General features: G+C 67.4%; 22 protein-coding genes. 13 read left to right on the top strand and 9 right to left on the bottom strand.

Features of this window, described 5'->3' with window-relative positions; translation table 11 throughout:
- Window position 1 precedes the first annotated feature (1 nt).
- Window positions 2-1,045: a type III polyketide synthase gene (locus EET10_RS21310; RefSeq protein ID WP_081260408.1), complete on the bottom strand. Its 1,044-nt coding sequence runs from the start codon at window positions 1,043-1,045 to the stop codon at window positions 2-4.
- Between the two features lie 316 nt (window positions 1,046-1,361).
- Here EET10_RS21310 and EET10_RS21305 point away from each other — a divergent pair, with 316 nt between their 5' ends.
- From EET10_RS21305 to EET10_RS21295, 3 genes are all read left to right on the top strand, one after another.
- Window positions 1,362-2,264, top strand: coding sequence for a hypothetical protein (locus EET10_RS21305; RefSeq protein ID WP_036401586.1), 903 nt, complete (start codon window positions 1,362-1,364; stop codon window positions 2,262-2,264).
- 255 nt (window positions 2,265-2,519) lie between these two features.
- Window positions 2,520-3,680, top strand: coding sequence for an NAD(P)H-binding protein (locus EET10_RS21300; protein ID WP_122502476.1), 1,161 nt, complete (start codon window positions 2,520-2,522; stop codon window positions 3,678-3,680).
- The gene (locus EET10_RS21295; protein WP_099187608.1) at window positions 3,677-4,393 is read left to right on the top strand and encodes a CPBP family intramembrane glutamic endopeptidase; all 717 of its coding nucleotides are present in this window, start codon (window positions 3,677-3,679) and stop codon (window positions 4,391-4,393) included. Before EET10_RS21300 ends, EET10_RS21295 begins: the two co-directional genes overlap by 4 nt.
- A gap of 5 nt (window positions 4,394-4,398) precedes the next feature.
- Here the strand turns inward: EET10_RS21295 and EET10_RS21290 are convergent, their stop codons facing one another.
- On the bottom strand, window positions 4,399-5,781 hold the full coding sequence (locus EET10_RS21290) for a DUF2867 domain-containing protein (protein ID WP_036401584.1): 1,383 nt from the start codon (window positions 5,779-5,781) through the stop codon (window positions 4,399-4,401).
- 116 nt (window positions 5,782-5,897) lie between these two features.
- Window positions 5,898-6,707 carry an enoyl-CoA hydratase gene (locus EET10_RS21285; protein ID WP_036401581.1) on the bottom strand — a complete coding sequence of 270 codons (810 nt, stop codon included), beginning with the start codon at window positions 6,705-6,707 and terminating at the stop codon, window positions 5,898-5,900.
- A 93-nt stretch (window positions 6,708-6,800) separates the two neighbouring features.
- Here EET10_RS21285 and EET10_RS21280 point away from each other — a divergent pair, with 93 nt between their 5' ends.
- Window positions 6,801-7,889 (top strand): CaiB/BaiF CoA transferase family protein, encoded by a 1,089-nt coding sequence (locus tag EET10_RS21280; protein WP_036401578.1) that lies wholly within the window; start codon window positions 6,801-6,803, stop codon window positions 7,887-7,889.
- Window positions 7,890-7,944: 55 nt separating this feature from the next.
- Window positions 7,945-8,697, top strand: a complete 753-nt coding sequence (locus EET10_RS21275) for a 3-hydroxyacyl-CoA dehydrogenase (RefSeq protein ID WP_036401576.1) — start codon at window positions 7,945-7,947, stop codon at window positions 8,695-8,697.
- A 136-nt stretch (window positions 8,698-8,833) separates the two neighbouring features.
- On the opposite strand, the gene EET10_RS31760 is transcribed toward EET10_RS21275, so the two are convergent.
- Window positions 8,834-8,965: a hypothetical protein gene (locus EET10_RS31760; RefSeq protein WP_023366671.1), complete on the bottom strand. Its 132-nt coding sequence runs from the start codon at window positions 8,963-8,965 to the stop codon at window positions 8,834-8,836.
- Window positions 8,966-9,226: 261 nt separating this feature from the next.
- On the opposite strand from EET10_RS31760, the gene EET10_RS21265 reads away from it, so the two are divergent.
- Genes EET10_RS21265 through EET10_RS21255 form a run of 3 tightly spaced genes read left to right on the top strand, consistent with a single transcriptional unit; the run spans window position 9,227 to window position 12,880 of the window.
- Window positions 9,227-11,548 (top strand): MMPL family transporter, encoded by a 2,322-nt coding sequence (locus EET10_RS21265; RefSeq protein ID WP_063466708.1) that lies wholly within the window; start codon window positions 9,227-9,229, stop codon window positions 11,546-11,548.
- 1 nt (window position 11,549) lies between these two features.
- Window positions 11,550-12,245: a TetR/AcrR family transcriptional regulator gene (locus tag EET10_RS21260; protein WP_036401574.1), complete on the top strand. Its 696-nt coding sequence runs from the start codon at window positions 11,550-11,552 to the stop codon at window positions 12,243-12,245.
- Window positions 12,242-12,880 (top strand): class I SAM-dependent methyltransferase, encoded by a 639-nt coding sequence (locus EET10_RS21255; RefSeq protein WP_036401572.1) that lies wholly within the window; start codon window positions 12,242-12,244, stop codon window positions 12,878-12,880. Before EET10_RS21260 ends, EET10_RS21255 begins: the two co-directional genes overlap by 4 nt.
- A 66-nt stretch (window positions 12,881-12,946) precedes the next feature.
- On the opposite strand, the gene EET10_RS21250 is transcribed toward EET10_RS21255, so the two are convergent.
- Together EET10_RS21250 and EET10_RS21245 are read right to left on the bottom strand one after the other, a co-directional pair.
- Window positions 12,947-13,804: a hypothetical protein gene (locus EET10_RS21250; RefSeq protein ID WP_063466709.1), complete on the bottom strand. Its 858-nt coding sequence runs from the start codon at window positions 13,802-13,804 to the stop codon at window positions 12,947-12,949.
- A 123-nt stretch (window positions 13,805-13,927) separates the two neighbouring features.
- Complete coding sequence (locus tag EET10_RS21245; protein WP_036401567.1) at window positions 13,928-14,641, bottom strand: NAD-dependent deacylase; 714 nt, start codon at window positions 14,639-14,641, stop codon at window positions 13,928-13,930.
- A 37-nt stretch (window positions 14,642-14,678) separates the two neighbouring features.
- Here EET10_RS21245 and EET10_RS21240 point away from each other — a divergent pair, with 37 nt between their 5' ends.
- Window positions 14,679-15,041, top strand: a complete 363-nt coding sequence (locus EET10_RS21240; protein ID WP_023366658.1) for an Rv1152 family transcriptional regulator — start codon at window positions 14,679-14,681, stop codon at window positions 15,039-15,041.
- A gap of 4 nt (window positions 15,042-15,045) precedes the next feature.
- On the opposite strand, the gene EET10_RS21235 is transcribed toward EET10_RS21240, so the two are convergent.
- Together EET10_RS21235 and EET10_RS21230 are read right to left on the bottom strand one after the other, a co-directional pair.
- Complete coding sequence (locus EET10_RS21235) at window positions 15,046-15,882, bottom strand: class I SAM-dependent methyltransferase (protein WP_036401564.1); 837 nt, start codon at window positions 15,880-15,882, stop codon at window positions 15,046-15,048.
- Window positions 15,879-16,394 (bottom strand): DUF1697 domain-containing protein, encoded by a 516-nt coding sequence (locus tag EET10_RS21230; RefSeq protein ID WP_063466710.1) that lies wholly within the window; start codon window positions 16,392-16,394, stop codon window positions 15,879-15,881. The genes EET10_RS21235 and EET10_RS21230 overlap by 4 nt, the downstream gene beginning before the upstream one ends.
- A 56-nt stretch (window positions 16,395-16,450) precedes the next feature.
- On the opposite strand from EET10_RS21230, the gene EET10_RS21225 reads away from it, so the two are divergent.
- From EET10_RS21225 to EET10_RS21210, 4 genes are all read left to right on the top strand, one after another.
- Window positions 16,451-16,894 carry a PPOX class F420-dependent oxidoreductase gene (locus tag EET10_RS21225; RefSeq protein ID WP_036401561.1) on the top strand — a complete coding sequence of 148 codons (444 nt, stop codon included), beginning with the start codon at window positions 16,451-16,453 and terminating at the stop codon, window positions 16,892-16,894.
- Window positions 16,895-16,917: 23 nt separating this feature from the next.
- The gene (locus EET10_RS21220) at window positions 16,918-17,091 is read left to right on the top strand and encodes a DUF5302 domain-containing protein (protein WP_099187606.1); all 174 of its coding nucleotides are present in this window, start codon (window positions 16,918-16,920) and stop codon (window positions 17,089-17,091) included.
- 88 nt (window positions 17,092-17,179) lie between these two features.
- Window positions 17,180-17,755: an HhH-GPD-type base excision DNA repair protein gene (locus tag EET10_RS21215; protein ID WP_063466722.1), complete on the top strand. Its 576-nt coding sequence runs from the start codon at window positions 17,180-17,182 to the stop codon at window positions 17,753-17,755.
- A gap of 35 nt (window positions 17,756-17,790) precedes the next feature.
- Window positions 17,791-17,937 carry a hypothetical protein gene (locus tag EET10_RS21210; protein ID WP_064774911.1) on the top strand — a complete coding sequence of 49 codons (147 nt, stop codon included), beginning with the start codon at window positions 17,791-17,793 and terminating at the stop codon, window positions 17,935-17,937.
- A 106-nt stretch (window positions 17,938-18,043) separates the two neighbouring features.
- On the opposite strand, the gene EET10_RS21205 is transcribed toward EET10_RS21210, so the two are convergent.
- Window positions 18,044-19,159, bottom strand: a complete 1,116-nt coding sequence (locus EET10_RS21205; RefSeq protein WP_063466711.1) for an Rv1157c family protein — start codon at window positions 19,157-19,159, stop codon at window positions 18,044-18,046.
- Window positions 19,160-19,185: the final 26 nt, after the last annotated feature.

Below are 19,185 nucleotides of genomic sequence, written 5' to 3'. Positions count from 1 at the left end.
CCTACCAGCCCAGCAGTACGAATTCGGAAGAGAAACCCGGGCCCATGGCGATCATGATCCCAAACGATCCCGACGGCGGCGGATCGGCCATGGTGGCCCTAAGCACGTCCAGCACCGACACCGACGACAGGTTGCCATTGTCGCGCAATGAGTCTCGGGTGCGATCCAGGGCGTGACCGGGTAGTTCGAGCGCATTCTCGACGGCGTCGATGACCCTGGGTCCGGCCGCGTGCAGCACCCACGTCGACACGTCGGCGGTGGTCAGCCCATGGTCACCCAGGAAATTGCGGATATCGTCCGCCACGAATTTCTCCACGACGGTCGCCACCTCGACCGACAACACGATCCGGAACCCGTCACTGCCGATCTCCCAGCCCAGTACGTCCTCGGTGTCGGGATAGGTGCGGCTGCGGCTGGCCAGTAGCCTGGGCCCGGCCCGCAATCCGGAAGCCAGCTCGGCTCCGGTGGCGACGACTGCGGCGGCGCCGTCACCGAACAGGCTGGACGCGACGAGATTGGCCACCGAGTGGTCGTCACGCTGAACGGTCAGCGAGCATAGTTCCACCGCCAGCAGCGCGGCGACCTGGTTGGGGAAGCCCCGCAGATAATCATGCACCCGCGCTACCCCGGCGGCGCCGGCCACGCAGCCCAACCCGAACAGCGGAATGCGTTTGACGTCCTGGCGCAGCCCGACCCGGGCGGCCAACCGCGCTTCCAGGGTCGGCACGGCCAGCCCGGTCACCGTCGTCGAAAAGATGACATCGACATCCGCGGGCTTGACCCTTGCGTCATCGAGCGCCGCCAGCAATGCCTGCTCACCCAGGTCGAGGGCGACGTCGACCCAGGCGTCGTTTGCTTCGGTGAAGCCGCTCAGATGGCCGTAGCGAGACAACGGCAGCGCGGTATGGCGTGCGGTGACCCCGCTGCTGTTGGCGAACCGGCGAAACTCCGGGCCGGCAAACGTCGTCAGCGCACCGATGGTTTCGTCCTGGCTGTAGCGGTGTTGTGGGAATGTCACCGCCACGCCTGCTACCGACGGGCTCATTGTCGTCGATGTCCGATCGGCCGCCGGCGCCTGCGCACCGAGGCACGCCGGCCTACCCCCTGTGAATGTATTCATGTGGGGAGTCACGGCGCCACCGCCGGATCGGTTCAGAGTTCGCAAAATAAGAGGGCCGACCTGCAGCGATGCCCAAGGGGTCAAGACCGGCTAGCCCATCCGGTGCGCCGGCGCCACCAGGAGCGCCGCCGCCCCGCATTACTGCCCCTGCCGCGCCGCCAGTTGCCTTCCCGGTGCAGCAGGACCAGCCGCCGGGCAGCGATAGCCTGCCGCCAATCCGCGCTGACGCTACGATCCCCGGATGGCCGACCAGGAGCCATGTGACGGGTACCAACCGGACGAGATCGACGACGACATGCCCGACACGGGGGAGGATGGATCGACCCCGGCGAGGCGCGTCGCCGGTTGGCAACGTGCGCTGCGATGGGTGGCCTGGCTAACCTTCCTGGGCCTGGCGATCGCCCACTCCGACCGCGAATTCTTCGGTCCGCTGGAGTTGGTGGCGTTAGCTACGGCGATCGGCATCAGCGTCTGGTGCCTGGCCAAGCCGCTGGGCGGGCCCCTGGTCGCGATGGACGTGGCGGCCGACGTGCACGGGACTTTTGTTTCCCGGACGAACTGGGCGCTGGTGTTGATCGCTGTGGCCCTCACGGTTGGCGGCATTGGCGCCATCGGCGCAATCGGCTACGACCTGTCCACCGGTCGCGCGACCGTCCACAACGTGCTGGCCGACATGGGGACCTTCGTTGCGGGCTGGACATCCGAAGCGCTCAGCGGCTGGTCCTATGACGCCCACCTGGAACATACCCATGCCTACGCCCTGTTTGTCCTGGTCGTGCCGGGTCTTCTGCTCCTCTGGTGGAATCTCGTTCCGCTCGTCAAACGGGGAAGCGAGTTTCGGGTGGAACCCGATGCCTCGATTTCAGTCCGCGGCCCGCGCGGGTGGGGCCAGCTGCTCGAATACGACTATGCGGCCGTCACCGCCGACGGAACGACGATCCGGTTCACCCCTGCCGGCGACGCGACACCGGCCATCATCCTTCCGCAGGCCAGGGTGTTTTCCCGCGAGACCGGTACGAGGCTGCGCAGTCAGGTGAGCGCAGAGCTATTCCAGCAACGGCTGACCCGCCACGGCTTCACCATCGAGGTGATCGACGCGAAACGCGGCAGCTTCCGCGGCCGTCGCGGCTTAGGCGCGATGTAGTCGTGCAAGTCAGGCGCTGCGCTGGCCGCAACTGGGATCTTCCACGACACGCGATGCCATGTCGAAACCGCTGTCGGCCCGTCAGCCCGCGATATCCAGCGCTGTGACGGCGACGCGCCGGTCGTGTTCTGGGAACCGATCCGCGCACATCGCGATCGTTGATCACTGCGGGCGCACCACGCTCGAGGGTGATCGGTTCGACCATGCTGACGGCCATTCCGGTGCCGACGCCGTTGCGCGGCTAGCTTGGATGTCATGCGGATTCTGGTCACCGGCGCCACCGGCTACGTCGGATCGCGTCTCGTGACAGCGCTACTCGCCGACGGCCACAAAGTCCTGGCCGCCGGGCGGAGCCTGGCCCGGCTGCGGCGGGTGGGCTGGTTCGACGCCGTGACACCGGTGCTGCTCGACGCCTTTGACCCCGTGTCGGCGCACGCGGCGATGACCGCCGCGGGTCGCGTCGACGTGGTCTACTACCTAGTCCACGGGATCGGTCAGCCGGGATTCCGCGACAGCGACAACGCCGCGGCCGCCAACGTGGCCGTCGCCGCCCGTGCTGCCGGGGTGCGGCGCATCGTCTACCTGGGCGGCTTCGTGCCCGACGCCCCGCAAAACCAGGTGCTGTCTCAGCACCTGACCAGCAGGGCCGAAGTGGCCGCGGCCTTGACCGTCGAGGACGGCCCGGAGCTGGTATGGCTGGGCGCCGCCGTCATCATCGGCGCGGGTTCGACGTCGTTCGAGATGTTGCGCTATGTCGGAGACCGCTTCCCGGTCATGCCGATGCCGAACTGGATGGACAATCCGATCGACCCGATCTCCGTTCGCGACGTGTTGCATTACCTGGTCGCGGCGGCCGACACCGACCGGGTACCGGCGGGCGCCTACGACATTTGCGGCCCTGACACCACGTCCTACCGGCAGCTACTGGAGGTGTACGCCCGCATTTCCCGCAGATGGCACGCGGCGGTTCCGGTAGGCAACAGGCTCGATACCGCGATAGCGTCGCGCATCACGGCGGCCGCGCTGCCCATTCCGCCGGGCCTGGCCGCAGACCTGGTCGAATCACTGGATCACCCGATGCGGGCCTCTGCCAGCGGCCTGCGAGACCGGGTGCCCGATCCGCCGGGGGGTTTGCTCGGCATCGAGGATGCCATCGCGCTGGCCCTGGCCGCCGCCCCGCATGCGCCGCCGGCTCCGGTCAATGCGCTGGCCGATCCCCATTGCCTCGCGGATTCCGACCCCTCCTGGGCTGGTGGTGATGCGTTGCGTATCCGGCGGCTCGCGTGCGCGGTGACGCCACCCGTCGCACGACCCACGCTACGGCTGCTGAATGTCGTCCCCGGCCCGCTTGCCGGCGCGCTGCGAACTAGTCTGGACATCCTCATCACCCTGACTCCGAAAGTTCTGCCCGCATGAGCCAGTCCACCGCACCCCGCCCCCGGGCGATCGACGACCTTCGCCGCGCGATGACCAATGTCGCAGTGCCACATCACGAGTCACCCAAGGTGGTGCTGCGCCGGCGCATCGTCGTCTGCGTGGTGCTGCTGATCGGTGCGGCGGTGCTGGGGCTGTCGATGAGTCGCCGGCCCGGGGAGTCGACGTTTCACTGGCTGACCCTTGCTCTGGCCGTGGTATGGGCCGTCGGGGCGCTGGCCTCGGGACCGTTGCATCTCGGCGGCATCTGCTGGCGGGGGCGCAACCAGCGGCCGGTGATCACCGGGACCACCGTGGGGCTGGTTCTTGGCGGCGTGTTTGTCCTCGGCGGTTTGGTCACCAGGGAAATCCCGGCCGTGTCCGACCTGACTGTCCGTGTCCTGCGATTTGCCGAGCACGGATCTGTGCTGGTGGTGCTGATCACCCTGATCAACGGCGTCGCCGAGGAGATGTTCTTCCGCGGCGCGCTCTACACCGCCCTGGGCCGGTTCTATCCGGCACTGCTGTCCACGGTTGTCTACGTCGCGGCGATAATGGCCACCGGCAACCCGATGCTCGGATTCGCCGCGGTCATCCTGGGAACGGTGTGTGCGTGGGAGCGGCGTTTCACCGGCGGTGTGCTGGCACCCATACTGACCCATGTCGTATGGGGCCTGATCATGGTGCTCGCGTTGCCGCCGTTGTTCGGCGTCTAGATCACCTACCCGGCCGACGCAAGGATGTCATGTGCCAGCGCGCGCAGCGCGGTGGTGTAGAGCGGCCGCAGCATCGACCAGTACAGCCGCCCCGGGATGCCGCGGGGAAAGACAATCGCGCGCTGCGTGTATCTGCTGCCGTCGGTTCGCCGGGGCGTGACCGTGATCTCCAGCCACGCCGGCCCGGGCAACCGGGTGGCTGTGGCCAGCCGCAGTGTGGTCGAGTTGCGTTCTGCCACCGTCCACCGCTGCGGCGAACGCCGGCGCTGCGGCGCCAAGGCGAATGAGTACCACCGGCCACTGTTGGCGGCGTTTTGAGCGGATGCCCAGATGTCCTCGGGTTCGGCGGTGGTCACCGCGGTGCGGACGTCGGTGTAGACGATTTCCCCGGCCCACTTCGGGTCGCTGGGCAGCAGGTCAGCGGGCTCGGGGTGCAGCGAGTCCCAGGTCGCGTCCGGCAGTCCGCGGGCCGCGCGCGTGAGCGCCAACTCAGCTGCTTGGCGGTAACCGGTCAGACCGCCCGGCGGCGGCGCGATGATGGTGTCGATATCCGAGTTGCGCATCACCGCATCGCATTCCAGCGACTCGATCAATGGCCGCGCCAGGCCGGACGGGATCGGCGTCACGGTGCCGACCCACAGGCTGGCGATGCGCGGTGTGAGAAAAGGCAGCACCAACAGGTAGCGCCGGTGCAGTCCGGCTACCTCGGCGTATATCCGCATCATGTCGCCGTACTCCAAGACATCTGGGCCGCCGATGTCCCATGTCCGAGATGACGGCACCGCCGCCGTTGCCGCGGCGGCCAGGTAGTGCAGCGCATCATGAACGGCGATCGGCTGGATGCGGTTGTGCACCCATTTCGGCGTGGTCATCACCGGCAGCCGGTCGGTGAGGTGCCTGATCATTTCGAACGACGCCGATCCCGATCCGACCACCACGCCGGCTTGCAGAACGACGGTCTCGATACCGGATGCGATCAGAGCCTCGCCCACCGCTTTGCGCGACTCGAGGTGGGGCGAGAGGTTGCGGCCTTCGGGGTGTAGACCGCCGAGATACACCATGCGCCGTACTCCGGCGCGTCGCGCCGCTTCCACGACGTTGCGTACTGCCCGGGTCTCCTCGACGGCGAAGTTCTTGGCGGTGCCCATCGAATGGACCAGGTAATACACCACGTGGGCGCCGCCGAAAGCTGCGATGAGCGAAGCGACGTCACCGAGGTCGCCCCGGGCCACCTCGGCCCGGTCCCGCCACGGCACGTCCGCCAGCTTGTTCGGGTCGCGGGCCAACGCGCGAACCCGATGGCCCTCGTCCAGCAGACGCGGCACCAGTCGGGCTCCGATATAGCCGGTCGCTCCGGTGACCAGGCAGTTGATCTGTCCAGCCGACAATGGGTTCTCCGTAGGTTGTTTTCGTTGTCCACCCTTATTCGGACCCGACGCCGGTAAGGATTGCGCATTCGGGACGGACTCGAGACGCCGCCCGCCCGGCCCAACCGTCGGGGCAATCAGGAGTCCGTGAAGGTCGGCGTGCGGCGCTGCTGGAATGCCCTTGCGCCCTCGGCGAAGTCGGGTGATCGCAACAGCGTCGACTGGCCCGCGAACTCCCGTTCGAGAGCATGGTCCAACTCGATAAGAGTGGCAGCGTTGATCGCATCCTTGGTCTTGGCGAACGCGACGGCCGGGCCCGCCAGCAACCTCGAAATGACCTGTCCCACTTCCCTTTCGAAGTGCTCAGCCCGATAGACCGCGCTGACCAGGCCCCACGACAGCGCCTCGGCGGCCGGCAATCGCTCCGGCAACAGCGCCATCCGCATCGCCCGGATGCGGCCGACTGCAGCGGCCACCAACGCCGATGCCCCGCCGTCGGGCATCAACCCGATTTTGGTGAACGCCAGCATGAAAAATGCTTCGTCGGATGCCAATACGAGGTCACACGCCAGGGCAAGCGAAACCCCCACCCCGGCGGCCGGGCCCTGTACCACGGCGACAACCGGATGCGGCAGCGCCGTGATGGCCCGGATCGCCCGGTTGATCTCCGCGATGGTTTCGGTGCGGGACTTGCCGCGGACCACATCCTCGGCGCTCATCCCGGCCCCCGAACTGAAGCCGCGGCCGCTGCCGCCCAAGCGCACCACCCGTACCCGCGCATCGGTGGCCGCGCGCTCCATCGCATCGGCGATGCCCGCCAGCATCGCCGCCGTCAGGGAATTCAGCGTCGCCGGGCGGTCGATGGTCACCGACAGCACACCGTCGGTCAGCTTGACGTCAAGTCCGGCGACCGGTGCCAGCGTGTCGATCCCGTCCTGCGGCGGCATGGGCCTCACCTTAGGTGACCGCAACTGCACGGCTGTCGCGGCCGGCTGCAAAGATGCGAACGACGTCACCGCAGACGAGAGGTCGGTAGATCCATGGCAGGACCGCTGAACGGGTTACGTGTTGTAGAGCTGGCGGGGATCGGGCCGGGTCCGCATGCCGCGATGATCCTGGGGGATCTCGGTGCCGACGTGGTGCGCATCGACCGCCCGTCAGCTGCTGCCGGCGGCGGCGCAGCCAACGACGCCATGCTGCGCAGCCGGCGCATCGTCACCGCCGACCTCAAGTCCGACCGGGGACGCGAACTCGTCCTCAAACTCGTCGCCAAGGCCGACGTGCTGATCGAGGGCTACCGCCCCGGCGTCACCGAGCGGTTGGGCCTGGGGCCCGAAGACTGCGCCGAAGTCAACGACCGACTCGTCTACGCCCGGATGACCGGCTGGGGTCAGACCGGGCCGCGCAGCCAACGGGCCGGTCACGACATCAACTACATCTCCCTGAACGGCATCCTGCACGCCATCGGCCGGGTCGACGAACGGCCGGTGCCGCCGCTGAACCTTGTCGGCGACTTCGGCGGCGGCTCGATGTTCCTGCTCGTCGGCATCCTGGCCGCGCTCTGGGAGCGCCAGAGCTCCGGCAAGGGGCAGGTCATCGACGCGGCGATGGTCGACGGCTCCAGCGTGCTGGTGCAGATGATGTGGGCGATGCGGGCCACCGGCATGTGGACCGACGTACGGGGCACCAACATGCTCGACGGCGGCGCGCCCTACTACGACACCTACGAGTGCGCCGACGGCCGCTATGTCGCCGTGGGCGCCATCGAGCCGCAGTTCTATGCCGCCATGCTGGCGGGGCTGGGTCTGGACGCGGCCGACCTACCCCCGCAGAACGACGTGACCCGATGGCCTGAACTGCGGGCGGTGTTGACCGACGCGTTCGCCCGGCACGACCGTGACCATTGGGCCAAGGTGTTTGCCGACTCCGATGCCTGCGTGACGCCGGTGCTGGCGTTCGGTGAGGTGCAGATCGAGCCGCATATCGCCGAGCGGAACACCTTCTACAACGTGAACGGCGGCCCGCAGCCCCGACCGGCGCCGCGGTTCTCGCGCACCGTGTCGGATCAACCGCGGCCGCCCGTGGCGCCGGTGACCGGCGTCGAAGCGATTCTCGACGACTGGGCATAGTCCCGACCAACCGGTAGGTTGGGTGCTCGACGATGCTGAACAAGAAGGGACTCGCATGGAAATCAGGGACGCCGTAGCCGTCGTTACCGGGGGCGCATCGGGACTGGGACTGGCCACCACCAAACGACTGCTGGATGCGGGGGCGCAGGTGGTGGTGCTGGACCTCAAAGGCGATGATGTGGTGGCGGAGCTCGGCGATCGCGCGCGTTTCGCGCAGGCCGACGTCACCGACGAGGCCGCCGTGAGCGCTGCGCTCGATCTGGCGGAATCGCTGGGTCCGCTGCGCATCGTCGTCAACTGCGCCGGCACCGGCAACGCGGTTCGCGTGCTGGGCCGCGACGGTGTTTTCCCACTGGCCGCGTTCCGCAAGATCGTGGACATCAACCTGGTCGGCACCTTCAACGTGCTGCGGTTGGGCGCGGAGCGGATGGCCAAGACGGAACCGATCGGGGAAGAGCGCGGCGTCATCGTCAACACCGCGTCGGTGGCGGCGTTCGACGGCCAGATCGGACAGGCGGCCTACTCGGCGTCCAAGGGCGGCGTGGTCGGCATGACCCTGCCGATCGCCCGCGACCTGGCCAGCCATCTGATCCGGGTGATGACGATCGCGCCCGGACTCTTCGATACCCCACTGCTGGCCGGCCTACCGGAACCGGCGCGGGAGTCGCTGGGCAAGCAGGTGCCGCATCCGTCGCGTCTGGGCAACCCCGATGAGTACGGGGCGCTGGCCGTGCACATCATCGAAAACCCGATGCTCAACGGCGAAGTCATCCGTCTGGACGGCGCCATCCGGATGGCGCCGCGCTAACTTGCGCTTGGAAACGGAAAACCCCCCGCAATTGCGGGGGGCTCACGTAGGGGCAAAGCATTCAGTTATCGACGAAACCATCTGCTGATGGCAGGTTCGGCAATGAGTAGCCGTGCAAGCATTCCCATGGTGTGCCTCAGCTTGCCGTAGGCAGCGGGTGCCAGTCTTCGAGCTGCTCCGAGGTCTCGCCTTCCACCAGCATGTCGCCGTGGTAGAGAGCCTCGAAGTCGGCTTTGATGACGTCGGCACTCGAGTCGTCGATCCACATGTCACTGAGCGTAGGAGTCACCCTTAAGGAATCGCTGAGTCACGATTCGGAAAATGGTGGCAATTCCTACCCGTGGGTAGGGTGTCCCGGCGCGGGGAATGAATGCCGTTCAGGCGGCGCTTTCGCCTCTCGGTGAACCGCACCGGTATCCCGGTTCGTGAGTAGGGCAGGCGTTGTTTGACGCCTGTAAGTTATCGCTGATAAGTTACCGCGGATACGGTGGGCCGCTCGGGGACGGCCGGTGCCTGGAGGGGACGCATCATGTTGCAGGGGATCGCACGACTCGCCATAGCGGCGCCGCGCCGGATCATCGGGGTTGCGTTGCTGGTGTTCTTGGCCGCAGCGGTCTTCGGCATACCGGTCGCCAACAGCCTGTCGCCGGGGGGGTTCCAAGACCCCGACTCTGAATCGGCACACGCCATCACCGTGCTGACCAACAAGTTCGGCCAAAGCGGGCAGCAGATGCTGATCTTGGTGACCGCTCCGGCCGGGGTCGGCAGCGAGGCCGCCCGCAGGGTCGGTACCGACGTCGTCGGCCAGCTGCAGCGGTCGCCGTTGGTCTACAACGTGACCTCACCGTGGACGGGGCCGCCGCAGGCCGCCGGCGACCTGGTCAGCACCGACGGCAAATCGGGGTTGATCGTGGTCAACATCAAGGGTGGCGAGAACAACGCGCAGAAGAACGCCCAGACGCTGGCCGACGAAATTGTCCACGACCGTGACGGTGTCACCGTCCGCGCGGGCGGGTCGGCCATGGAGTACGCCCAGATCAACAAGCAGAATCAAGCGGACCTGCTGGTAATGGAGGCGATCGCGATTCCGCTCAGCTTCGTGGTGCTGGTGTGGGTCTTCGGTGGCCTGTTGGCAGCGGCGCTGCCGATGGCGCTGGGCGCTCTGGCCGTGGTCGGCTCGATGTCGGTGCTGAGACTGGTGACGTTCACCACCGAGGTCTCGATCTTCGCGCTCAATCTGAGCACCGCGTTGGGTTTGGCGCTGGCGATCGACTACACACTGTTGATCATCAGCCGCTATCGCGACGAGCTGGCCGAGGGCAGTGACCCGGACGAGGCGCTGATCCGGACGATGGCCACTTCCGGTCGCACGGTCCTGTTCTCGGCGACCACGGTGGCGTTGTCGATGGCGGCCACAGTGGCGTTCCCGATGTACTTCCTGAAGTCGTTCGCCTACGCCGGTGTGGCCACTGTCGCCTTCGTGGCGACCGCGTCGATCGTGATCACTCCGGCCGCGATTGTGCTGCTGGGTCCCCGCCTCGACGCATTGGACGTTCGCCGCCTGATACGCCGCATACTGGGTCGGCCCGAGCCGGTGCACAAGCCGGTGGAGCAACTGTTCTGGTATCGGTCCACCAAGTTCGTCATGCGCCGGTGGTTGCCGATCGGTCTGGCGGTGGTCGCGCTGCTGGTGCTGCTGGGACTTCCGTTCTTGTCGGTGAAGTGGGGCTTCCCGGACGACCGGGTGCTCCCGCGTACGGCTTCTGCCCATCAGGTGGGTGATCAGCTGCGCAAGAACTTCGCCCATGACCTGGCGATGGCTGTTCCGGTCGTCGTCCCCGATGCCCGCGGTCTGAATCCGGCCGATCTGGACGGCTATGCCGCCGACCTGTCGCGGGTACCCGACGTGTCGTCGGTGACCGCCCCAGGCGGAACGTTCGTCGGCGGGAACAGGGTGGGGCCGCCGGCCGGAGCCGCCGGGTTTGCCGACGGCAGCGCGTTCCTGACTGTGCACAGCGCCGCGCCGCTGTTTTCCCAAGCCTCCGATACCCAGCTCACTCGCTTGCACCAGGTGGCCGGCCCGGCCGGACGATCCGTCGAGATGGCCGGCGTAGCGCAGGTCAACCGGGACAGCGTCGATGCGGTGACCGATCGGCTCCCGTTGGTGCTCGGCCTGATGGCCGTTATCACGCTGGTACTGCTGTTCCTACTCACCGGCAGCGTCGTGTTGCCAGTCAAGGCGCTGGTCTGTAACCTGCTGTCGCTGAGTGCAGCGTTCGGCGCGCTGGTCTGGATCTTCCAGGACGGCCATCTGGGGGCTCTGGGGACAACCCCGAGCGGGACGCTGGTGGCTAACATGCCGGTGCTGTTGTTCTGCATCGCCTTCGGGCTGTCCATGGATTATGAGGTGTTCCTGGTCGCCCGGATCCGCGAGTACTGGCTGGCTTCCGGGGCTGCCCGTCCGGCAATCCCGAACCCGACCGAGGCGCATGCCGCCAACGACGAGAGTGTGGCGCTCGGGGTGGCGCGTACCGGGCGGGTGATCACCGCGGCGGCGTTGGTGATGTCGATGTCGTTCGCCGCGCTGATCGCCGCGCATGTGTCCTTCATGCGGATGTTCGGTCTGGGCCTGACCCTTGCCGTGGCGGCCGATGCCACCCTGGTGCGTATGGTCTTGGTGCCGGCCTTCATGCACGTGATGGGCAGCTGGAACTGGTGGGCGCCCAAACCGTTGGTGTGGCTGCACGAGCGGTTTGGCATCAGCGAGGGCACCGCGGTCGAGCATGGGGCCGGGACGACGGGCCGCTGCGACCGGCCGGCGATTCCCGCAGCGTTGACGGGTAAGGGTTGACGTGTCGACGGGTCTGCGGCGCTCACGTGCCCCGCGCGGATCGGGTGACCGGCTAAGCCGCGAAATCCTGGACGCGGCCACCGAGTTGCTGCTGGAGACGGGCCAGGCGCGGGCGGTCTCGATCCGGTCGGTGGCCCAGCGGGTGGGCGTCACACCGCCGTCGATCTACCTGCACTTCGAGGACAAAGACGCGCTGTTGGACGCGGTATGCGCACGCTACCTGGCCCGGCTGGATGCGGAAATGGATCGGGTTGCCATCGGGCAACCGTCCACCGTGGACGTGCTTCGGGTGCAGGGCCTCGCCTACGTGCGGTTCGCGTTGCAGACCCCGCAGTTGTACCGCCTTGCGACCATGGGGGAGTGGCGATTGGGCAGCGACGTCGATATCGCCCTGGACAGCTCGGCGTTCAAGCACATGCGGGCCTCCGTGCAGGCCCTGATGGACGAGGGCGTCTATCGGACCGACGATCCGACCATGATTGCCCTGGAGCTGTGGACCGCCGCGCACGGGGTGGCCGCCCTGTTGATCACCAAACCGCATCTACCGTTCGGTGATGTCGAAGCGTTCGCCGACCGGGTACTCAGCGCGGTGCTGTGCGGACATATGGTCGCCGGCCTGGTCGGCCCGCACGCGACGCCGAGGCAGCTGATCGATTGGGTCCGGCAACATCGCACGTCGGAAACGGCCCCGGTATGACAGGCGCCACAGTGCAGCACCCGTTGTTCGCCCGCATCTGGCCCATCATCGCAGCCCACGAAGCCGAGGCGGTACGAGACCTGCGCCGGGAGAATCTGGCCGGCCTGTCGGGCCGGGTACTGGAAGTCGGTGCCGGTGTCGGGACGAACTTCGCCTACTACCCGCAGACCGTGACGCAGGTCGTGGCCGTGGAGCCAGAGCCGCACTTGACGGCCAAAGCCCGCGCCGCGGCCGTGGATGCGCCAATTCCCGTGCTGGTGATCGGCGATACGGCGGAGCACTTCAGCGCCGGTGGGTCCTTCGACGCGGTGGTCTGCTCGCTGGTGCTCTGTTCGGTGAACGACCCGGTTGGGGTGCTGCGACATCTGCGCTCATTGCTACGGCCGGGTGGGCAGTTGCGGTATCTCGAGCACGTAGCCAGTGCCGGTGTCCGCGGCCGGTTTCAGCAGTTCGTCGACGCGACATTCTGGCCGCGGCTGGCCGGCAACTGCCACACCCATCGCCATACCGAGCGCGCGATTGTCGCCGCGGGATTCGACGTGGACGCCGCACGACGGGAGTGGACACTGCCGGCGTGGGCGCCGTTGCCGGTGGCGGAGTTGGCGCTGGGCCGGGCTCGGCGTCCGCTGGGGTGACGCCGAAACTACGCTCAGCGCGCGATCCGGTGGGCGAAGGGCGATCTGTGCGCAGGCTCGATGCGACTATCGCAGTCTCGACCCGCGAAACTCCAATGCAGCACGGATCCGGCGAATGATGTCGGCAGGTCTATCCGTTGCCACCACTCGGACGATCAGCCAGCCGAGCCGCTCCCACTGCTCGCTACGCCTGATGTCCCTGGTGTATTGCCAGCGGTCGAGGCCGTGATGCTCGCCGTCGTCTTCGACGGCGACCATCACATCCGGCCAACCCATATCGAGGTAGTACATCCGGGTGCCATCCGGTGTTGCCACCGGGACTTGCGTGGTCGGCCGGGGTAACCCGGCGCCGATGATCAACAGCCGCAGCCAGCTCTCTTTCGGCGACTGCGAACCGGTATCGACGAGTTCCAGCGCGGTTTCCAGTTGCCTCAAGCCCCGCGCCCCGCGATGCCGGTCGGCCGCTTCGGCGACTTCAGCAAGCTTGACGTTGGTTGCCCCCAGCAGAGCGTCCAGGTATGCGATCGCGGCGCCCATCGGCTTTCGCCGTCCAACGTCGTATGCGGTGCGTTGCGGTGTGGTCACCGGGATTCCGCCGACGAGGTCATACTCCTCGGGCCCGAGCCGCACGTCGTAGGTGCGCAGGCCGCGTGGCGGTCGCGCGGTGGACCACACCAATTCGATGGGCAGGCGTTCGTCTACCCATTTCGAGCCGTGCCATGCGGCGGCGGTCAGCCCCGCAAGCACACCGCGGCGGCGCGAGCACCGCCACGCCGCGACCGCACGGTGGCGCAGCGTCAGTTGCTGATCGCGTCGCACGTAGACGTCGGGGTACACCGCCCGGAATCGGGACCGCAGCTGGTGGGGCCGCAGCATTCCGCTGCGCACCGCTTCGCTGCCCAGAAATGGTTCCGAGCTGCCCATGACGGCAGAATCGCCCGCTCCGCCGACGCCGGCTCACCGAAACTGCGCTCAGCGCGCGGACCTGTGGGCGAACCCCGATCTGTGCGCAGGCTCGATACCACTACCGCAGTCTCGACGCGACAGCTACGTGAGCAAGGCGGGCAGCCGCTGCAACAACCCGGGCAACGCCCGACTCGCCGACTGGCGAACACAGATCGTCGCGCCGCGCGACAGCGGTGTCGGCTCGGGATTGACCTCGATCACCGGAATGCCGCGTGCCAGCGCCAGCTCCGGTAGCCCGGCCGCCGGGTAGACGATCGCGGAGGTCCCCACCACCACCACCACGTCGGCGGCTTCGGTCGCCGCGACGGCGTGTTGCCACGGCCCTTCGGGCAGCGCCTCGCCGAACCAGACGATGTCGGGCCGGATCAGGCCGCCGCAGCGGCAGACCGGCGGCTCCACCTCAATAGCCGGTTCGGTCATCACCGGCAGCGCCTCGGTGTAAGGCATACCGCAACGGGCACAACGGAATTCAAAAAGGCTGCCGTGCAGGTGGTGCACTGGTGTGCTACCGGCACGCTCGTGCAGGTCGTCGACGTTCTGGGTGACGACGGTGACGTCGGCCGCGGCCTGCCAGTCGGCGATCGCGCGATGACCCTCGTTGGGTTCGACCGTGGCCACCAGGTAGTGGCGCCATAGATACCAGCCCCACACCCGCTCGGGGTTGCTCTCCCATCCTTGTGTGCTGGACAGCTCGTAGGGGTCGAAACGGGCCCACAATCCGTTCTTGTCGTCACGAAAGGTCGGTACGCCGCTTTCCGCCGAGATCCCCGCCCCGCTGAGCACCGTCACTCGCATCCCACAAAGATAGCCGTGCTTGGTAGATACTGGGTGGGTGGAGCTGCGCGACTGGTTACGGATCGATGTGAAGGCGGGCAAGCCGCTGTTCGACCAGCTCAGGACCCAAGTGATCGACGGGGTGCGAGCCGGTGCGTTACCACCGGGAACCCGGCTGCCGACAGTGCGCGACCTGGCCGGCCAGCTCGGGGTTGCCGCCAATACGGTGGCCCGCGCCTACCGGGAGTTGGAGTCGGCGGCGATCGTCGAAACGCGCGGGCGCTTCGGTACTTTCATCTCCCGGTTCGACCCGACTGACGCCGCGATGGCCGCCGCGGCCAGGGAATACGTGGAAGTCGCTCGCGCACTGGGCCTGACCAAGTCCGACGCGATGCGTTATCTCACGAACGTGCCCGACTGAGGGTTCAGCCGAACTCCAGCAGAGTCAGGCACGGGCGCAGGGCATCTAAGAACCGCGTGCGGTAGACCGTCGACAGTGCGGCGTTGACAACGAAGCCGCGTCCCGTGGGCAACGGCACGTCGCGAACCGCGCGGATGCCCGGCACCGTGTCCACCAACTCCGCGGCCTGTCCGACGGACATGCTGAACGGCATCGGCGGAATCGTGTAGCGCAGCGACGTCCGGATGCCGAGTCGGCTGAAGAAGGTGAACCAGCGCGGCGGCAGGTCGAAGAGCATCTGACCGCCCGGGAATTTTCGCGCGCACTCGCTGATCAGCTCCAGCGCCTGTTCAGGCTGCAGGTACATCAGCAGCCCCTCCGCGGTGATGAACACCCCGGCGGATGAGTCGACGCAGTCCATCCAGCTGTAATCCAGCGCGGACTGGGCGCACACCGACACCCGGGCAGGCGTCGGCAGCAGCCGCCTACGGATATCGATGATCGGCGTCAGATCAACTGTGAGCCAACGGAATCGGCTGTCCGGAAGAGCGGCGTCCAAACGCCAGAAGCTGGTTTGCAGACCTTCTGCCAGCGCCACCACCGTGGCCGACGGATGCCGGCCGAGATAGGACAGGGCCGCGGCGTCGAAGGCTTGGGCCCGCAACGCGATGTCCTGGCGGGTGGGGCCGAACTTCGCGAAGTCGAAGTCGATGGAATCGACCAGGGCGACGGCCATCGGGTCCTCGATGATCGGGTCGCTGCGGCGGGCCTCCGCGGCCCTGGCATTCAGCGTTAGCAGGGCGGTCTCGAAGACTCCGGTGAGGCTGACTTTCTGTTGGGCGGCTTCGTCGGCGGGGGTTATTTCAGCACCTTGTCCAGTGTTCGCAGGTTGCGGGTGGTGGTCGACGATTTGTAGCGCTTCTTACCCATGGTTTGGCCGATGGCGCTGTTCAATGTGCTTCCCTTGGGTACCTGCCAGTAAACGACACCGTCACCGCGACTGATTTTCTCCTCGGGGCTACCTTCCAGCGCCGCCAATTCGTCGAGCACCGCGGTGTCGCTGACAAACGTGACATACGACTGGTATCCGTCGACCCCCCGCTCGAACGGGTACCGCTCGTCGATGGCGCGCACGGTATCGAGGTCGTAGACCAACACCCACGCGTCGTAGCCGAACCGCTCGCGCAAGGCGGCCTCGGCCGTCGCGCGCACGTGCGCGGCACCGAAGGATGACTCGAGCAGGACGTTGCCGCTGGCCACGACGGTACGCACGTCGGCGAACCCGGCGTCGGTCAATGCCGCGGCGACGTCGGCCATCTTCAGGTTCACGCCCCCGACATTGACGCCGCGCAGGAATGCCGCGTACCGAGTCATGATCCGATTCCACCAGGTGGTCTTGGACCGTCGCGAGGCAACGTAGGCTTTCGGGCATGGGACGCCACGTCTTCGACGACAAGCTGTTGGCCGTGATCAGCGGCAACTCCATCGGAGTGCTGGCCACCATCAAACGCGACGGACGTCCCCAGCTGTCCAACGTGCGGTATCACTTCGACCCCCGCACCCTGGTGTTTCAGGTGTCGATCACCGAGCCGCGCGCCAAGACCCGCAACCTGCGCCGGGACCCGCGCGCGTCGATCCTGGTCGATGCCGACGACGGATGGTCCTATGCCGTCGCCGAGGGCACCGCGGAGCTGACGCCGCCGGCGGCCGCGCCGGGCGACGACACCGTGGAGGCGCTAATTGCCTTGTACCGCAACATCGCTGGTGAGCATCCGGATTGGGACGAATACCGCGAGGCGATGGTCACCGATCGGCGGGTGGTGCTGACCCTGCCGATCTCGCACGTTTACGGTCTGCCGCCGGGTAAGCGGTAGACACTCGGGTTAGGCTGCCGGGTATGGCTGCATCGAAGTCCCCGGAGGACGAGACCAAGCGCAAGTTCCGCGAAGCCCTCGACCGCAAGCTGGCCAAGTCGGCGGGTGGATCGGATCATAAGGACGGCGGCGCCAAGCAACCGCGGGCACACGGTCCGCTGGAGAGCCGACGGGAATTCCGCCGCAAGAGCGGCTAATCGCAGCAAAGCCTCTGCCGGGCAAGCCAATTCGATGCTGTACCAATGCTCTGCCGACGGGCCGCCCGTTGAGTTCTAAACTGTGTGGGTGGTGAAACTGCAGCTTGCCCAGGACCAGGCCGCCGACGCGCTGCTCGACTCCAACCCGTTCGCACTGCTGGTCGGCATGCTCCTTGATCAGCAGGTTCCGCTGGAGACCGCCTTCGCCGGGCCCAAGAAGATCGCCGACCGGATGGGCGGCTTCGACGCCGGTGAGATAGCGGACTACGACCCAGAGAAGTTCGCCGCACTGTGCTCGGAAAAGCCTGCGATACATCGGTTTCCGGGTTCGATGGCCAAACGCATCCAGGCGCTCGCGCAGATCGTCGTGGACCGCTACGGTGGGGACGCGGCCGCCGTGTGGACCGCCGGCGAACCCGATGGTACCGAGTTGCTGCGGCGGCTCAACGGGTTGCCCGGTTTCGGCGAACAAAAGGCCCGGATCTTTGTGGCGTTGCTCGGCAAGCAGTACGGCGTGACGCCGCCGGGCTGGCGGGAAGCCGCCGGACCGTTCGGTCAACCCGGCACCTATATCTCCGTCGCCGATATCGTCGACGCCCGCTCGCTCGGGCAGGTGCGCTCGCACAAGAAGCAGATGAAGGCAGAATCCAAGAAATCCAAGTAACGGGCCAACGGCAAAGCCCAGGGAAAGGCGGCAACGTGAAAACGCACATAACGTGTCCGTGCGGCGAAGCGATCGCCGGCAAGGACGAGGACGAGCTGGTCGAGCTGACCCAGAAACACCTTGCCGACGTTCATCCGGGGCTGGAGTACGACCGCGACGCCATCTTGTTCATGGCGTACTGATGTCGCGCCTCGCCAGCTGCCGGCCGCGACGGCGAGTCACGCCGGGTTGTCGTTGCACCAACCGTGAGCCGGCGTCGCCGCGATGGTGGCCGGGGCAGCGCCCGCTCTAAGGAACCACCGTTGAGCCGATGGTCGGCATGAACTGGCACTGCCGTTCCTTGGTGGTGACCTGACCGAAAATCGTCGACATGATGCTGCCCGAACCGGTGTCGGCGATCACGGTCAACGTGGTCGGCCCGTCCGGATTGATGTCCGGCCGAGGCTTGAGCGTGGCGCTGCCGGACCTGCCGGTCGTCAGGTTCACCCAGGTGACGTTCAACGGCAGCCGCTGCACCTCGGCGGGTCCGGGGGTCCCGACGGCAGTGAAGACATAGGCCGTCTGGCCCGGCCCCGGGCCGGGTGACGGAATCTTGGCGGGGCCCGCGACCGAGAGCGCGGTGGCGATCACATTGCTACCGTCGGCCAGGCAATTCGTGCCGATCGAGGGGTACATGAAGTCCTGCGTGGGCGGGGCGTCGGGGCCGAATCCGGGGGCGGCTGCCGGAGCCGCGGCCGGCGCAGGTGGGGCCACGTCGGGGGCCGGCGCGGGGGCGGCGGCCGACGGCGGAGCCGGCGCGGGTGCCCCACCTGGCGCAGAAGCCGGCGCGTGCACGCTCGACGGGGGAGCCGGTGCGGGTGCGGGAGCCGCAGCGGGCGGTGCTCCACCCGACGGAGAAGCCGGCGCCGAAGCCGCAGCGGGCGGTGCTCCACCCGACGGAGAAGCCGGCGCGGGGCCGGCGACATGTGCGGGATCGATCCCGGTAGGCAGATGCGCCAGCATGCCGGGCTCCACGCCAGGCGGTGGCACGTGTGGTACTGGTGCGGTCTCGGGAGCCGGGGCCGGCGCCGGCACCCCCAGCGCAGGCGAACCGGGATTGGTCGGCTCCGCCACGAACCGGTTCACCGAAGCCGCGACGTTCTTGGACTCGGCCGGCGCAGCCGGATTGTGGACAAACGCTTGCGCCGCGGCCATCAGCAGCTGCGTCGCCTGTCCAGGGTTGCTGGCGGCCTGCTGGATTATCGGACTCAACTGGGTCAACGCCGGCAGGCCCGGTAGCTGCTGGTTGGGGTTGGGCTGCGGCGCCGCCGGGTCGGCTGCCGCGGCCGGGCAAAGCCCGAACGCGGCAGCCGAGGTGACGACGGCGGCGGCCAAACCCTTGGACAGGCTCCACGTGCTTGCCACAGTAGTTTCTCCAGTCCTAGGTGATG

The sequence above is a fragment of the Mycobacterium pseudokansasii genome (genome assembly GCF_900566075.1).
GTDB lineage: Bacteria > Actinomycetota > Actinomycetes > Mycobacteriales > Mycobacteriaceae > Mycobacterium > Mycobacterium pseudokansasii.
Note: the sequence above shows the minus strand (reverse complement) of the source record. Positions and strands in the feature narration are given on the sequence as shown.

Coding starts and splice junctions, on each gene's coding strand:
- EET10_RS21310 (WP_081260408.1), bottom strand. CDS start 1,045: ATGAGCCCGTCGGTAGCAGGCGTGGCGGTGACATTCCCACAACACCGC.
- EET10_RS21305 (WP_036401586.1), top strand. CDS start 1,362: ATGGCCGACCAGGAGCCATGTGACGGGTACCAACCGGACGAGATCGAC.
- EET10_RS21300 (WP_122502476.1), top strand. CDS start 2,520: ATGCGGATTCTGGTCACCGGCGCCACCGGCTACGTCGGATCGCGTCTC.
- EET10_RS21295 (WP_099187608.1), top strand. CDS start 3,677: ATGAGCCAGTCCACCGCACCCCGCCCCCGGGCGATCGACGACCTTCGC.
- EET10_RS21285 (WP_036401581.1), bottom strand. CDS start 6,707: ATGCCGCCGCAGGACGGGATCGACACGCTGGCACCGGTCGCCGGACTT.
- EET10_RS21280 (WP_036401578.1), top strand. CDS start 6,801: ATGGCAGGACCGCTGAACGGGTTACGTGTTGTAGAGCTGGCGGGGATC.
- EET10_RS21275 (WP_036401576.1), top strand. CDS start 7,945: ATGGAAATCAGGGACGCCGTAGCCGTCGTTACCGGGGGCGCATCGGGA.
- EET10_RS31760 (WP_023366671.1), bottom strand. CDS start 8,965: ATGTGGATCGACGACTCGAGTGCCGACGTCATCAAAGCCGACTTCGAG.
- EET10_RS21265 (WP_063466708.1), top strand. CDS start 9,227: ATGTTGCAGGGGATCGCACGACTCGCCATAGCGGCGCCGCGCCGGATC.
- EET10_RS21255 (WP_036401572.1), top strand. CDS start 12,242: ATGACAGGCGCCACAGTGCAGCACCCGTTGTTCGCCCGCATCTGGCCC.
- EET10_RS21250 (WP_063466709.1), bottom strand. CDS start 13,804: ATGGGCAGCTCGGAACCATTTCTGGGCAGCGAAGCGGTGCGCAGCGGA.
- EET10_RS21245 (WP_036401567.1), bottom strand. CDS start 14,641: ATGCGAGTGACGGTGCTCAGCGGGGCGGGGATCTCGGCGGAAAGCGGC.
- EET10_RS21230 (WP_063466710.1), bottom strand. CDS start 16,394: ATGACTCGGTACGCGGCATTCCTGCGCGGCGTCAATGTCGGGGGCGTG.
- EET10_RS21225 (WP_036401561.1), top strand. CDS start 16,451: ATGGGACGCCACGTCTTCGACGACAAGCTGTTGGCCGTGATCAGCGGC.
- EET10_RS21220 (WP_099187606.1), top strand. CDS start 16,918: ATGGCTGCATCGAAGTCCCCGGAGGACGAGACCAAGCGCAAGTTCCGC.